We start from the raw sequence: 13,146 nt of genomic DNA, 5'->3' as shown, positions 1-13,146 counted from the left end.
TCAATATGTGGAATATATGAGGTGGCTTATTGAAAATTGTGAAGAGTGGTTAGATTCATTGGATATGTCCTGAATGTCAGGAGTGATTTGCAAGAGGTGTTCCCGTGGAATTTAAAAGATAGCTTAAAGCAGACTTAAATGAGTCTGCTTTTTTGTTTTTTGATGAAAATTTAAACGTGACAAGTAGCTATTAATGGCAATAAAGATTTGTTTCTCATTTATTTTTGCGGTTTCTTTTCGGTGTTTTGTAAATTCTATCATGTGATAATAAATGGAATATAAGGGAACTTAATGAATTGTGAGTAGGGGATGTAGAAAATTTCAGCTTGAAACTGTTTTCAAGAGTAGGCCTGAAAAGTGATTTGTGATGATTCTGAGTATATTTAAGCTTCTAAGTCAATTAAAGATAGGTGATAAACTACGTAGTAATGGAATATAGAACGTTAATTCAACCATAGCAATTCATTATGCTGCTAGGGTTTAAAGGAAATATGGTATCGATTTTGAAAAATATTAAACAAGTTATGGTTTATGACAACGTAAAAAAGATTAACAAATTAAATAACAGCCCAACAAAAGGTTAAATAAAATTTTGAAATTATTAAAACAAAATCAATGCGGAATACAACAATCAAAGAACAACAAAAAACATGTCGAAACACGACGATGATTGCTCGACGCACAGCATCTCAAAATGTATAAAACATATGAAAACAGACCTTAAGGAGGTCTGTTTTCATATTGGCTTCAGTCAAAATCATCATGAACATGAGGAAGATGTAAGTGTTGTATGCACTTTTGTTGTGCACAACATTTTATGTCAAGCCTCAAGGTTGTGTAAATAACCATCAAGATAAAAAGACATTGTATTCATCACATCTGTTTTAAAATCTCGTTTAAATTCATGCAAATTATGATTTTCAATAATAGTAATGACTTCATCTGGTAAAGTGGCAGTGAGTTTGCATCCAGTGATAATCGCTGCTTCAGCTTGAAAAATATCCATCACTTGCGCCTCATTGATCACATCATTTGAACAAAGTAAGTCTGTCATTTCCGTTAGCTTTTGAAATAATAACAGTTTTGATTGAAGCATGGTATCAGAGTCGATGTTTCTTTCCAAAACAGACGTGCGAATGGCTTCTAATCTAATGTACATAGGATTTTTATCAATGATTTCTTCCAATTCTTTCAGAAAAAGTTGTTTGATATCCTGAAGGTTTTTGATCTGTGTTTCAGAAATAATTTCAATGAAGCGTTCTAGTCTCTTTACATATTCCCGGCATAATAGTTGGAAGAAAAGAGCTTCTTTTGTTTTGAAATAAACAAATAGTATGCCCTTTGATAGCTTCGTTTCTTTGGCGATATCTGACATTTTGATTTGGTTATATTCATGTGTCTCAAAAAGCGCTGCTGCTTTATCTAAAATCGCTTGAGCTCTTAGAGCCTTCGCTTCATCTGTCATCGCTCGTTTCATTATTTTCAACCTCCATTTCAAAGGTAATTTTGATTTGGAGTCAGACAAAGAGATATTTAGGGGAGCAAGTGATTAGCTGAATCTTTTAATGATTTTGTCAAACGTACGATCACCCAGGAGATTTTTCATAAACACCATAGGTTTAGCACCAAACCCAACCAAATAGCGCGTTTTAGGTTTCGTTACAGTGACAGCTTTCACAATTGTATTTGCAATGACATCTGGTTTTGTTAAATTACTTCCTGAATACGTTTTTACCATATTATCTGCTGATTTGTTGGCAGCTTCTTTATAAGCTCCTTTTGCTGAAGCAGTTTTAAGTTTTTCTGCTGCAATGACGCCCCAATCGGTTGCGATCCCGCCAGGTTCCACAACAATCACATCAATACCAAATGGTTCAACTTCTAACCGTAAGCAATCAGAAAAACCTTCTACTGCAAATTTTGTAGCGTGATACCATGCGCCAAATGATGTCCACACTTTACCACCCATAGAAGAAATATTGACGATCTTTCCATAGTTGTTTTGTCTCATATTAGGCAGAACAAGCTGCGTCATTCTGGCCAGTCCAAACAGGTTGACTTCTACTTGTCTTCGAGCTTCTTCCATAGATACATCCTCCACCGCACCATATGAGCCATAGCCGGCATTATTGACAAGCACGTCGATTCTTCCTTCTTTGTCCAAAATCTCACGTACACAGTTTACCATAGACTCTTCATCAGTGACATCAAGTGAAATGGTGTGAATTCCTTGAGAGATGAGATCCTCCATCATTTCTTTTCGACGAGCAGCACCATAAACAATAAAACCTTTCTTATTTAATTCAATTGCTGTGGACTTTCCAATACCTGCTGATGCACCTGTGATAAGAGCAACTTTTTTACTCATTCGTTCTTCCTCCTTTTAATGACCTTTGGTCAATTATATATGACTTAGGGTCAATTATAAATGACTGACGGTCAACTGTAAAGGGGAATATGAAGATGTTTTATCATTTGTTTTAATGGTCGAATTTATGACCATGAAACGCTTTAAGAGTACAAAAAAGGTGTTTAATACTTTGACCGCCAATGGCCGGAGGATCTGGTGGTCATTTTAAAAATATGAATGATATACTTATCTCAATAAATACTGGGAGGCATCCATTTTGAATTTGAAATCATTCTGGGAGAAAGATGAAGAGAGTCCTTTTACGTTAGAAAAGATAGATGAGGAACAAATTCGTGAAGCAGAGGGAACACTTGGAGTCACTTTACCCGATACATACAAAAAACTCATTTTAGAATGGAATGGTGGTTTTACAGTTCGTAATGCTTTTCCAACCGAACGGCCGAATTCATGGGCAGAGGATCATGTTCAATTCGATCATCTAAGAGGAATCGCTAAAGATGATGGAATTATGAATAGTGTTCAGTTAAGTGATGAATTGGAGCTACCAGAGGGACTTGTTTTCATCAGCGGGGAAGAAGATACATGGATCGCCATGGATTACCGAGAAACGAAGGAACATCCTCCTATTCACTATTTCGATTTAGAGATGGAGGTAGATTATAAGCTGGCAGATAGTTTCGATGAATTTGTTGAGCGGTTATATACAGCTGACGACGCCATGGTTGAAGTAATAGAGATTGAGGAGGAAGCTTCGGATTTATATATCAGTAAAGAAGAGCTTGAACTCATTTTTGATAGAGGAGACCTTCGTCAGCAGAATCTCTTCAAAATGGCACATTATCCGATGGAAGACATTGAAGAGATCGCATGGTTTTTCTTGCGCATGAAACAGTGCATCAAACAGATAAAAGATCAACATGTCTTGTATGAAACAGCTACTGCTATTCACTCCAACCTTCTGTTAAACCCAGATATGCCAAGGAATGACCGTATTAATCAAGAGCTGCAAGAAATTGCTGAATTTCTAGAAAATAGTGAAGATCCGAATACCGCCTTTTTGGGAGAGGACATTCATCCAGTGAAAAAACGATAGTGAAAGATGAAAAGCCCTTTCTAGGGCTTTTCGAATGTAGTTTATGATCTCTTTTTATTTAAAATTTTCATAATGAATAATGCTATATATGAAGCAATGAATGAGCCTAAAGTGTAAACAACAGCCCAGCCAAAGAAAGAGACATTGAAAAGTGTAAATGTCAGAATGAGCAAAATGATAAAGCTCACAATTGGCATGAAATAAACCTTTTGTACAAACAATGTGACGATAAAAGAAGCGATGATCATACTGACTGGAAGCAAGCCGAATGCGAATTCTAAATGAGTCATATCCATTCTCCTTTTAAATGACTTAGCTACATTTGATTTGTTCTCATTGTCTCTCTTACACTCAAAATTCATAGTACATCGGGTTTTTGAGTTTAATAAATTATATTAGACAGAAGAATCAATAACCATATCATAACACATAAAAATGAAATTATTTCATTTTATGTAATTTAAAGGGTTTTTGATGATTTTAAATCTTTCTTTTTGTCATCTTATTGAAAGTCATATTTAAATAAAGTATAGTAAATTTATATGATATAGAGGAGGATGGTTAAAAATGATGCATGCAGGAAGATTACGCCAGAAAACTTTGAATCAGTAATTTCATATGTTCAAAGGCTCTGTTTTCATCAAACGGAGTAAACGGGGTAGTCTGCACATTTTTAATGATCTTCAGCGGGAAAGTATGCAATTTCACTAGAAAAGAGGCAGCTAATCGGTCTGTCTTTTTTTGTATGTTTTTTATGATGCAAAGAAAGGCATATGTCTAGCTTTGTTTACTCTGACCACATAAAGTAGCCTGTTTGTGGGTTTTGTGATGATATTCTTGATGCCTATTGATCATGACTAAATGAACAATTGGAGGATTGGATATGAATAGACTGGAATTAAAGCAGTTAGTCAAACATCACGGATTAGAGATTTTAGAGAATACCATCAAAATAAATGAATCAGGTGTGGATTTCCGTGTCGCTCACGTCGAAGATTTACATGGTGATCAATGGATAATAAGAATGCCTCGCAGACCTGAATCAATGAAACATACCTTACAAGAAAAAAAGACATTAGATTACATTAGTAATCAGGTTCACTTTCAGGTTCCTAAGTGGTCTATCTTTACAGAAAGTCTGATTGCTTATAAACAATTAGAGGGGGTACCGGCGGCTAGTATTGATGTGGAACAGCAATCTTATGAGTGGAGATTTGACCAAACGAATGTACCGCAAGCTTATTATGAATCATTAGGAAGAGTTTTAGCGAATGTACATTCCTTAGATCAACAGCCTTTTAAAACGATCGGTGTGGACATGCTCAGTGCTCATGAATTAAGAGGATCAATGAAACAGCGAATGGAACGTGTCAAATCGCAATACACCATTAACAGCGGTTTATGGGAGCGCTGGCAAGAATGGCTAGCTAAAGATTCTTTATGGCCGCCTTTTGTGGGAGTGAAGCATGGAGATTTGCATCCTGGCCACATTCTGATTGATGAAAATCAATGTGTTACTGGTGTGATTGATTGGTCTGAAGTGGGGATTGGTGATGTATCTGCCGACTTTTTGTCGCATCAACTTCTCTTTGGGAAAGAAGGATTAACGAAACTTATCCATGCGTATGAAAAAGCAGGCGGGAGAACTTGGTCAGGAATGGATGAACATATAATAGAACTTCTGACGACAAGTGCGATCACTGTGGCCGAGTACGCACAGAGATCAGGATTGAAAGATATGTATGAAACGGCAGCATACATGTTGGCAAACGAAAGCTAATCAATCAGAACAAATCCAAAAAAAGCCCCTAAAAAGGGCTTTTTTTAATCTAATTCATGAAAAAACTGTTTGAGTTGATCAATGAAAACGGATTTGGATTTTCCTTTTTTATAAATGAACTCAATATTGATGTTGAAATTGATAGATGGCTCAATTGAAATTTGTTTTAATGTTCCTTGTTTTACTTCATTTCTAACACAATGATGAGGTAGAAACGATAGTCCCATTCCTTGCAGTACTAAATTTTTTGCAGTTTCCATATGATCAACCTCAATGGAGATGTTCGGTGTAATATTGTTTTTTTGAAATAATCGGTGGAGCATCAACCAATCAAATGACCCATAGTCAAAGAAAATAAAAGGTTGTTCTTCTAGTTCATTCATATTGATGTTGCCTAGTCTGGCAAGCGGGTGATGAGTTGGGACGAACAGCCCGATTGGATCGCTGAAAATCGGGATTGATTCAATTTGAGGATGTGTTTCAGTCCTGACAATGCCAAAGTCTACTTGGTTGTTAATCACTTTTTGGACAACATCCTTTGAATGTCCTGTTACAATTTTCACTTTCAGGTTTTCGTATTTTTCTTTTAGGGCGGGCAATATGTTAGGCAATAGATTATTGGAAATAGAGGATGCGCATCCAATCGTCAATTCATAAGGGATCATCGTTTGTTTGAGACTATGCTTTGCTTCTTGATAAGAATGGAGAATCTTTTTGGCATGCGGGTAAAACTGTTCACCTTTTTCCGTCAGAGATAATTTATTTCTCTGTCTATCAAATAATTTCAGGTCTAATTCTTTTTCTAACGATTGAATACGTGCTGATACAGAAGGCTGGGTTAAATACAATGCTTCTGCAGCTTTATTGATACTGCCTAGCTGGCATACATAAATAAACGCTTCTATATTCTCAATATTCATGTTATCCCCTTATATGACGTTCTTTAAATGTTTAGCTTTTCAAGTTCATACACTAATTTTACAGCTTCTTTCGCCAAAATGACAGTAGGGTCAATCACTTTCACAGCTTTGGTTGACCTTAGAACTAGAGGAATTTCTGTACAGCCGGCAATGATGGCTTCTGCTCCTTGATTGATTAAAATTTCTGCAGCTAACGCCAGTTCACTTTCGCCTTTACTCAATTTCCCTGCTTTCACGGCATAAATCCCATTCATCACGTTTTTCTGAAGGTTTTCACTAGGAGTCATGACATCAATCTTGTGATGGGCACAAGCCTTTTGATAGAGCTGGGTTTTTAATGTGCCATCAGTACATAGTAAGCCCACAGACGTATAGTGATGTTTGTTCAGGTGCTTTGCGGTTTCTAATGGCATATTCATGATAGGGATATGAGTGGATTGTTGTACGTTTTCTAAAAAGAAGTGAGCGGTATTGCATGCAATCAGAATAAAGTCCGCTCCTGCGCATTCTAATCTTTTAGCTGATGCAATCATATATTCTGTAGGATCTTCGCCTTTCCCAAATATGGCATTGGTTCTATCAGGGATTTGCGGATCATTATCAGCAATCACATGGAGATGATCCTGATCTTTAATAGCTGGTGTATGAGAAATGATTTTTTTCATCAGATCAATCGTCGCTAAAGGGCCCATACCACCCATAATACCAATTGTTGTAGACATGCATATCACCACATTTCATTTTTTTCTATTATAAAAAAAGAAAGGATGGTGAGTGTTATAGAAAAGTTCTATTTGTATATAGAAGGTTGATTAAAAGCACCTTTTATTTTCTTCTTTATCTGTTTTGCGGTATGAGTTGCAATCTAATCAAAAAACATTAGAATAAAGAAAAATTGATAAAGGAGCTACCATATGAATTTCAATTTGGATGAAGCTTTAGATATGTTGAGTCGAACTCCTCGTACATTAGAAAGTCTTTTGTCAGGTTTATCGAAGGATTGGCTTTACAGTCGTGAAGGGGAGGGAACGTGGAATCCCGTTGAAGTCATTGAACATTTGATTGAAGCAGAGAAATTCAACTGGATTCCCCGATTAAATGTCATTCTTGCTGATGGAGAGAATACCCCATTTCCTGCATTTGACCGCTACGCCCATTTGAATCAAACTGAAAGACAGATAGAACAGGCACTAGCGGAGTTTCATCATGTGCGGATGGAGAATGTGGCATACATTCAGCGTATGACACATTCAAATCTTGATCTAGAGAAAAAGGGCGTCCATCCAGAATTCGGCGTCGTGCAAGTGAGCGAATTACTTTCTGCGTGGGTTGTCCATGATTTCACCCATATCTCCCAAATTGTTCGAGTCATGGCGGAACGATATCGAACCGATGTGGGTCCATGGAGCGCTTATTTAGGGATTTTGAATAGGAAATAAATGATTAATGACGCTTCGCGGCCCACTCGGATTGAAGAATGGCATATTGATACTCATCGACCCAATGTCCTTTTGACATATAATTTTGTAGCAAATGTCCTTCGCGTCTCATGTCTAAACGTTCCAGTACTCGAATAGATTTTTCGTTTCGTACATCTGTAAAGGCAATGATTTTATGCTTGTTCAGTGTAGTGAAAATATATTCGATCATTGAATTCAAGGCTTCATGAATATAGCCCTTTCCTTGAAATTCAGGCGCAAGTGTAAATCCTATTTCAACGATTCTAGGCTCGCTGCCGAGTGTATGAATGGCGCAATCTCCTATCAACTGATTGGATTCAGATAAGGCAATCGCGTATTGAAACCACGTCCCTGGTTGATTAGGTTGTTGCGTCATTTGGTGTTGTACAAATGATTCAGCGTCTTCGTACGTGTAATTTTCCCAGGATTGAAATGTGGCAATAGAGGGATTTGATCGGTATTGATAAAATGCTTCAATATCCTGCTGATCAAACTGACGAATCACGACCCGGTTTGTTCTTGTAAATATGCTGTTTGCATTCTTCATGTGTTACCCTCACTTTTTAGTTTGTTCTTGATTTGAAAAAGTCTATTAGCCATTCAGATAGCTGTTTTTGCGCTTTGGTCACAAATCGATCGGCATAATACGTTAATTCAAGATGCCGAACAGGAGCAGGGGCAGAAATAGGAATAGAGACAATATTAGGCCATGCTGAATGTTGCTTTAACAGCCCTCTTGGCTGGATGGTGGCGCCGATCCCGGCTTCAACCAGCTGCAATAATGAAGTGGCAGACCCAACATCCATGACCGTGTCCAATTCAAAACCGTGTTCTTTACATACGTCATCGACCAAATCTCTTCCTAGATAGCCTTTTGGATACATGACCAGTGCATGCTTTGTCAGCTCTTTTAGCGTCACTTCACGCCTTTTTGCCAGTTCACTGTCTGAATGAACAAACAATTCGTAGGGCTCATCGCCAAGTGGAATTTGAATCAGTCGTTTATCCGCAGGCCCGCGCAGCCCAATTCCGATATCGACTTTATGTGAGAGCACCTCGTCACGAACAAAGATGGTCGAAAAAGCCTTTAGGTTGATCTCTGGATACAGCGTTTTAAATTCTACAAAAAGCGGAACAAGCTGAAAGTCAAGATCAGAGGGAAGGACGGCAAGCCGAACGGTACCCCGCTGTTCAGATAACAGTTCTTTCATGGCATTTTTTGCATCTCGTTCAGCCTGAAGCATTTTCATGCCATATTGATAAAGAAGCGTACCAGCTTCAGTTGCAACTACTTTTTTACCGATTCGGTCAAAGAGCGGCATCCCAACTTCAGCCTCAAGCAGCTGAATCTGTTGGCTTAATGTAGGCTGTGATATACCTAGTTGCTCTGCAGCCTTTGTGAAATGTAAATGATCGAATACAGCCATAAAATAGGTAATGTGACGAGTATCCATATGCCATCCTTTCATTAATGATAGTATTTTCCTATCATCATAATACGAATTATTGTATTGATCAATGAATGAAGCGGATTTATACTCATAGTAACCTCAACAAGATGAGAGAGGAAGAAGAGTATTGATAAAAAAAATATTTTATTTAGCTGCTTTATTTTTAGCTGCCTTAAACTTGCGCCCAATCATTACATCCGTGGCTTCTATGATGAGCATGATTCAATCAGACCTTGGCGTTAGTGCACTCACGGCAAGTCTTTTAACCACTTTGCCGGTCTTGTGCATGGGAGTGTTTGCCCCTGTAGCAACGAAACTAAGCCGCCGGTTTGGATTAGAGAGAACTCTTTTTTTCTCGATTTTTCTTATCACAATTGCGACTGGACTGCGTGGTACAAGTCAAACGGTTACCATCCTTCTTACGACTGCTTTTGCAGGAGGAGTTGGAATAAGTTTTGCCGGACCATTGTTGTCTAGTTTTATTAAAAAGTATTTCCCGAAAAGTCCTGGGATTGTCAGTGTGTACTCTATATCGATGACAGTTGGAGCTGCACTTGCTTCGGGCTTGACCATTCCGATTTACCTTCGCAGTGAGCATAACCTTCCACTTGCGTTATCCTGCTGGGCGGTTTTAGGCGTTATTGCACTGATTTTGTGGCTCGGTCTAGCTCGTCAAAACCAACAAGCGGATCATGCAGATGTGCCGCTGAGATTACCGCTGCGAAACAAAAAAGCCATTCAATTCACCTTGTTCTTTGGCTTTATGTCTAGCATGTTCTATTCGTTAACAGCGTGGATCTCACCCATTGCGCTTGATTTTGGGAATAGTCCGCAGTATGCCGCCATGCTGCTTACGATATTTACGCTCATTCAGATTCCGGTGGCATTACTCGTTCCAAACATCGTCAATCGTCTAGGAAAGCCGAAATTATTTCTGATTTTATGCAGTTTGTCAGAGCTGATTGGCCTCATATTCCTTCTACTGCCAATGCCGATCCTGCCAGCTGTTATTTTTCTGGGGATTGGAGCAGGTGGATTATTTCCTTTGGCGCTTATGCTGCCTATTATTGAAACGCGTACGCCAGAAGAAGCCGGTACATGGTCCGCGATGTCGCAGATGGGCGGGTACATCATGGGAGGATTTGGTCCATTTTTAATCGGTTTGATTTTCGATATCAGCGGACATTTTCAAGCTGCTATTGTCGCAATGCTCGCCATCGTGATGCTGATGATTGGCGTGCAGTTATCGATGAAGTTAGGGAAAAAACGTGATGAGGTATCCAATTAAAGATCAATATACCGCTGCTTTTATATCATGACTCAATTGAAATCGCCATAGCCTATTCCTAAGTAGGCTATGGCGATTATTTTACTCAATTTTTAAAAGATGCACCTGAATGGATCATCGTGCCAGATTTTTTTCAACTTTACGAGTGGCCATTTCTGCAGCCTCCATGATCATTTCACCTAATGTTGGGTGAGGATGAATCGTCATGGCTAAATCTTCTACTGTAGCACCAATTTCAATAGAGAGAGAAAGTTCTGATATAAGAGTAGATGCCTCTGCACCTACGATCTGTGCTCCTAAAATAAGGCCAGATTCAGCATGGGCCACAATCTTCACAAATCCTTCTGGTTCTTTTAATGCCAGTGCTCGACCATTAATAGAGAACATTGTTTTTCCAGTAACAGTCGGAATGGATTGTTGCTTGCAATCCGTTTCGCTCAGTCCAACACTCGTCAATTCTGGGCTAGAAAACACAACAAGTGGGATCGCTTTATAATCGATCATCGAAGGTTTCCCGGCGATTGCCTCTGCTGCCACCTTCGCTTCATAGGAAGCTTTATGAGCCAGAGCAGGACCCTCGGTGATATCACCAATTGCATAAATGTGCGGAATGGAAGTTCTGCATTGTTCATCAATTTTAACTAGTCCGTTAGGGGTAATGGACAAACCGATAGAATGGAGACCTAATGTTCCATCTGTATTCGGTTTTCTTCCGACAGTAATCAGTGCATAATCTGCTTTCAACGTGTAACTTTCTTTCTGTTTCTCATAATGAAGATCAATTCCGCTCATACGCTGCTCGGCACCTATGACGTTTGCTCCTGTAATCACGGTGATGTCATCTTCTTTCAATTGTCGAACAACAGGAGAGACAAGTTCACTTTCAAAGCCAGGCAATACTTGATTGCCGCCTTCTAGAATGGTGACTTTTGATCCAAACCTTGCAAACATCTGTCCGAGTTCAACACCAATATATCCACCCCCAACTACGACAAGGCTTTTAGGGATTTCGGGAAGGGATAGTGCTTCAGTGGAAGACAATATACGACCTCCGAAAGGGAGTGATTTAATTTCAATTGGACGAGAGCCGGTTGCTAATATAAGGTGTTTGAAGTTGATTCGTTTTTCACCATTTTCGGCATGTTGAATCACCGCTGTATGCTGATCGAACAAGCTTGCCTCGCCTTCCAAAATAGTAACTCCCGCTGACTTTAACAAAAATTGGACGCCTCCAGCTTGTTTTTCCACAACCGCTTTTTTGAACGCTTGAGCTTCATTGAAAGAACCGCCTTCTTGAAAACCACCCCATTGTGTGCGGAGTTTGAACCGCTCTGCTTCTGCTATTAGCGCTTTAGAAGGGATACAGCCTACATGGGTGCATACGCCACCTAACTGATCACGTTCTACAATCGCAGTCTTCATGCCGAGATGAGCTGAACGTAACGCCGCCACGTAGCCTCCCGGACCTGATCCAATCACTAATGTATCTACTGTTTCTAAATGAATCATTTCTTGCACCTCCAATTTCAAAATATGATGATCATAATATATTATAATCATCATATTTTGGCGAAGTCAATCCCATCTGAGTGAGTAAAGGTGGATTTCAGTCAATTGACACAAGATAATATGATAATTATAATATTTTAATAAATACACTTAGATGAGTTAAAAGGAAGGAGAAAAGAGGATGCCTTATCCGAAAGGTCATAAGTCAAAAGTGAGAGAGCAGATCATCGCTAGTGCTGCACGAGCATTTCGAACAAATGGCGTCCGTAGTATCAGTTTGCCATACATTATGAAAGGGGCAGGTCTAACTCATGGAGGGTTTTACGCTCACTTTAAGAACAAGGATCAGTTGGTGATAGAGACTTTTCATTTTGCTATTACTGATACGATCAAGCTGCTGCAAAGTGTTGCAGACAAGAAAACAGACCAGCCTCGAATTCAGACGATCATTGACTTTTATTTAAGTTCCGTTCACCGTGATCAGACGGAGATCGGCTGTATATTGCCTGCACTGGCAGGGGAGATTGCTCAATTATCGCAAGAGGTACGTAAAGCCTATACAGATGAATTGAAACGGTTTATGGCGTTTATAGCTGATACGGGAAACATAGATCTCTCTACCAGTTACGCACTAGTAAGCAGCATGATTGGTACAATTGCTCTTGCACGAGCTGTCAATGATTCGCAGTTCAGTGATCAATTGTTAATGGCAGGTAGAACACAGGCAAAACACATTTTAGAGGCGAATGAACAAACATAGGGGATGTTGCGATGTTGATTAGAGAAGCAAGCATAGAAGATTATCCACAATTAAGACAAATCTATTTAGAATCCCGACGTCATAGTTTTCACTGGCTCAATACAGAAGAAATCAAACTGCAAGATTTTGATCAAGATACGCAGGAAGAGCAAATTTTCTTAGCTGAGGAGAACAATAAAATCCTTGGATTCATCTCATTATATGTACCAGATCGTTTTATTCATCTCTTGTTTGTACATCCAGAAGCTGCTGGTCAAGGGGCTGGCGATCTGTTGCTGAAACATGCGATCAAAGTGCTCGGAACACCAGTCACTCTCAAATGTGTATCCGAAAATCACAAAGCTTTGTCTTTTTATCAAAAAAGAGGATGGAAGGCTGTTGTAGAGGAAGGGGAACCTGGGGCGAAGTACTGGGTGCTTATTTATGAATAAGGATAAAATTGTAAAATAATCTAATGTGACTCACACGTTAGGTATTGGTGATCCTGCTTAAAAAAAGCCTCCATAATAGAGGC

Annotated in this window: 14 protein-coding genes and 1 pseudogene; 7 read left to right on the top strand and 8 right to left on the bottom strand. The window is 39.0% G+C overall.

Translation table 11 applies throughout. The features are described from left to right. Positions 1-73, top strand: a pseudogene (locus ACRRMM_RS08180) (type A chloramphenicol O-acetyltransferase); the annotation flags it as partial. A 747-nt stretch (positions 74-820) separates the two neighbouring features. On the opposite strand, the gene ACRRMM_RS08175 reads toward ACRRMM_RS08180, so the two are convergent. Together ACRRMM_RS08175 and ACRRMM_RS08170 are read right to left on the bottom strand one after the other, a co-directional pair. After that, complete coding sequence (locus ACRRMM_RS08175) at positions 821-1,477, bottom strand: TetR/AcrR family transcriptional regulator (protein ID WP_060832251.1); 657 nt, start codon at positions 1,475-1,477, stop codon at positions 821-823. 72 nt (positions 1,478-1,549) lie between these two features. After that, positions 1,550-2,368: an oxidoreductase gene (locus tag ACRRMM_RS08170; RefSeq protein ID WP_008348355.1), complete on the bottom strand. Its 819-nt coding sequence runs from the start codon at positions 2,366-2,368 to the stop codon at positions 1,550-1,552. A gap of 265 nt (positions 2,369-2,633) precedes the next feature. On the opposite strand from ACRRMM_RS08170, the gene ACRRMM_RS08165 reads away from it, so the two are divergent. Then, the gene (locus tag ACRRMM_RS08165) at positions 2,634-3,464 is read left to right on the top strand and encodes an SMI1/KNR4 family protein (protein WP_428828972.1); all 831 of its coding nucleotides are present in this window, start codon (positions 2,634-2,636) and stop codon (positions 3,462-3,464) included. 41 nt (positions 3,465-3,505) lie between these two features. Here the strand turns inward: ACRRMM_RS08165 and ACRRMM_RS08160 are convergent, their stop codons facing one another. Then, the gene (locus tag ACRRMM_RS08160) at positions 3,506-3,754 is read right to left on the bottom strand and encodes a DUF2651 family protein (protein ID WP_035392368.1); all 249 of its coding nucleotides are present in this window, start codon (positions 3,752-3,754) and stop codon (positions 3,506-3,508) included. 593 nt (positions 3,755-4,347) lie between these two features. On the opposite strand from ACRRMM_RS08160, the gene ACRRMM_RS08155 reads away from it, so the two are divergent. Next, positions 4,348-5,244 carry a macrolide 2'-phosphotransferase gene (locus ACRRMM_RS08155; protein ID WP_060832254.1) on the top strand — a complete coding sequence of 299 codons (897 nt, stop codon included), beginning with the start codon at positions 4,348-4,350 and terminating at the stop codon, positions 5,242-5,244. Between the two features lie 44 nt (positions 5,245-5,288). On the opposite strand, the gene ACRRMM_RS08150 is transcribed toward ACRRMM_RS08155, so the two are convergent. Both ACRRMM_RS08150 and ACRRMM_RS08145 read right to left on the bottom strand, forming a co-directional pair. Further along, positions 5,289-6,164, bottom strand: coding sequence for a LysR family transcriptional regulator (locus ACRRMM_RS08150; RefSeq protein WP_331833222.1), 876 nt, complete (start codon positions 6,162-6,164; stop codon positions 5,289-5,291). Positions 6,165-6,187: 23 nt separating this feature from the next. Then, on the bottom strand, positions 6,188-6,886 hold the full coding sequence (locus ACRRMM_RS08145) for an aspartate/glutamate racemase family protein (protein ID WP_428828898.1): 699 nt from the start codon (positions 6,884-6,886) through the stop codon (positions 6,188-6,190). Between the two features lie 192 nt (positions 6,887-7,078). Between ACRRMM_RS08145 and ACRRMM_RS08140 the strand changes: the two genes are divergently transcribed. Beyond that, positions 7,079-7,603 (top strand): DinB family protein, encoded by a 525-nt coding sequence (locus ACRRMM_RS08140; protein ID WP_050827176.1) that lies wholly within the window; start codon positions 7,079-7,081, stop codon positions 7,601-7,603. 4 nt (positions 7,604-7,607) lie between these two features. On the opposite strand, the gene ACRRMM_RS08135 is transcribed toward ACRRMM_RS08140, so the two are convergent. Then, positions 7,608-8,171 carry a GNAT family N-acetyltransferase gene (locus ACRRMM_RS08135; RefSeq protein ID WP_007498922.1) on the bottom strand — a complete coding sequence of 188 codons (564 nt, stop codon included), beginning with the start codon at positions 8,169-8,171 and terminating at the stop codon, positions 7,608-7,610. Between the two features lie 16 nt (positions 8,172-8,187). After that, on the bottom strand, positions 8,188-9,093 hold the full coding sequence (locus tag ACRRMM_RS08130; protein ID WP_019743043.1) for a LysR family transcriptional regulator: 906 nt from the start codon (positions 9,091-9,093) through the stop codon (positions 8,188-8,190). 112 nt (positions 9,094-9,205) lie between these two features. On the opposite strand from ACRRMM_RS08130, the gene ACRRMM_RS08125 reads away from it, so the two are divergent. Then, positions 9,206-10,363, top strand: a complete 1,158-nt coding sequence (locus ACRRMM_RS08125) for an MFS transporter (protein ID WP_393920153.1) — start codon at positions 9,206-9,208, stop codon at positions 10,361-10,363. Positions 10,364-10,477: 114 nt separating this feature from the next. Here ACRRMM_RS08125 and lpdA read toward each other — a convergent pair whose 3' ends face one another. Further along, positions 10,478-11,872 carry a dihydrolipoyl dehydrogenase gene (gene lpdA / locus ACRRMM_RS08120; RefSeq protein WP_428828899.1) on the bottom strand — a complete coding sequence of 465 codons (1,395 nt, stop codon included), beginning with the start codon at positions 11,870-11,872 and terminating at the stop codon, positions 10,478-10,480. A 181-nt stretch (positions 11,873-12,053) separates the two neighbouring features. Here lpdA and ACRRMM_RS08115 point away from each other — a divergent pair, with 181 nt between their 5' ends. Further along, positions 12,054-12,632: a TetR/AcrR family transcriptional regulator gene (locus ACRRMM_RS08115; protein ID WP_335372488.1), complete on the top strand. Its 579-nt coding sequence runs from the start codon at positions 12,054-12,056 to the stop codon at positions 12,630-12,632. An 11-nt stretch (positions 12,633-12,643) separates the two neighbouring features. After that, positions 12,644-13,063 (top strand): GNAT family N-acetyltransferase, encoded by a 420-nt coding sequence (locus ACRRMM_RS08110; protein WP_335372487.1) that lies wholly within the window; start codon positions 12,644-12,646, stop codon positions 13,061-13,063. Positions 13,064-13,146: the final 83 nt, after the last annotated feature.

It is taken from the genome of Bacillus sp. XT-4 (assembly GCF_050864245.1).
GTDB lineage: Bacteria > Bacillota > Bacilli > Bacillales > Bacillaceae > Bacillus > Bacillus altitudinis.
The sequence above is the reverse complement of the archived record's forward strand: the minus strand, read 5'-3'. Positions and strand labels throughout refer to the sequence as shown.

Coding starts and splice junctions, on each gene's coding strand:
- ACRRMM_RS08175 (WP_060832251.1), bottom strand. CDS start 1,477: ATGAAACGAGCGATGACAGATGAAGCGAAGGCTCTAAGAGCTCAAGCG.
- ACRRMM_RS08170 (WP_008348355.1), bottom strand. CDS start 2,368: ATGAGTAAAAAAGTTGCTCTTATCACAGGTGCATCAGCAGGTATTGGA.
- ACRRMM_RS08160 (WP_035392368.1), bottom strand. CDS start 3,754: ATGACTCATTTAGAATTCGCATTCGGCTTGCTTCCAGTCAGTATGATC.
- ACRRMM_RS08155 (WP_060832254.1), top strand. CDS start 4,348: ATGAATAGACTGGAATTAAAGCAGTTAGTCAAACATCACGGATTAGAG.
- ACRRMM_RS08150 (WP_331833222.1), bottom strand. CDS start 6,164: ATGAATATTGAGAATATAGAAGCGTTTATTTATGTATGCCAGCTAGGC.
- ACRRMM_RS08145 (WP_428828898.1), bottom strand. CDS start 6,886: ATGTCTACAACAATTGGTATTATGGGTGGTATGGGCCCTTTAGCGACG.
- ACRRMM_RS08140 (WP_050827176.1), top strand. CDS start 7,079: ATGAATTTCAATTTGGATGAAGCTTTAGATATGTTGAGTCGAACTCCT.
- ACRRMM_RS08135 (WP_007498922.1), bottom strand. CDS start 8,171: ATGAAGAATGCAAACAGCATATTTACAAGAACAAACCGGGTCGTGATT.
- ACRRMM_RS08130 (WP_019743043.1), bottom strand. CDS start 9,093: ATGAAAGGATGGCATATGGATACTCGTCACATTACCTATTTTATGGCT.
- lpdA (WP_428828899.1), bottom strand. CDS start 11,872: ATGATTCATTTAGAAACAGTAGATACATTAGTGATTGGATCAGGTCCG.
- ACRRMM_RS08115 (WP_335372488.1), top strand. CDS start 12,054: ATGCCTTATCCGAAAGGTCATAAGTCAAAAGTGAGAGAGCAGATCATC.
- ACRRMM_RS08110 (WP_335372487.1), top strand. CDS start 12,644: ATGTTGATTAGAGAAGCAAGCATAGAAGATTATCCACAATTAAGACAA.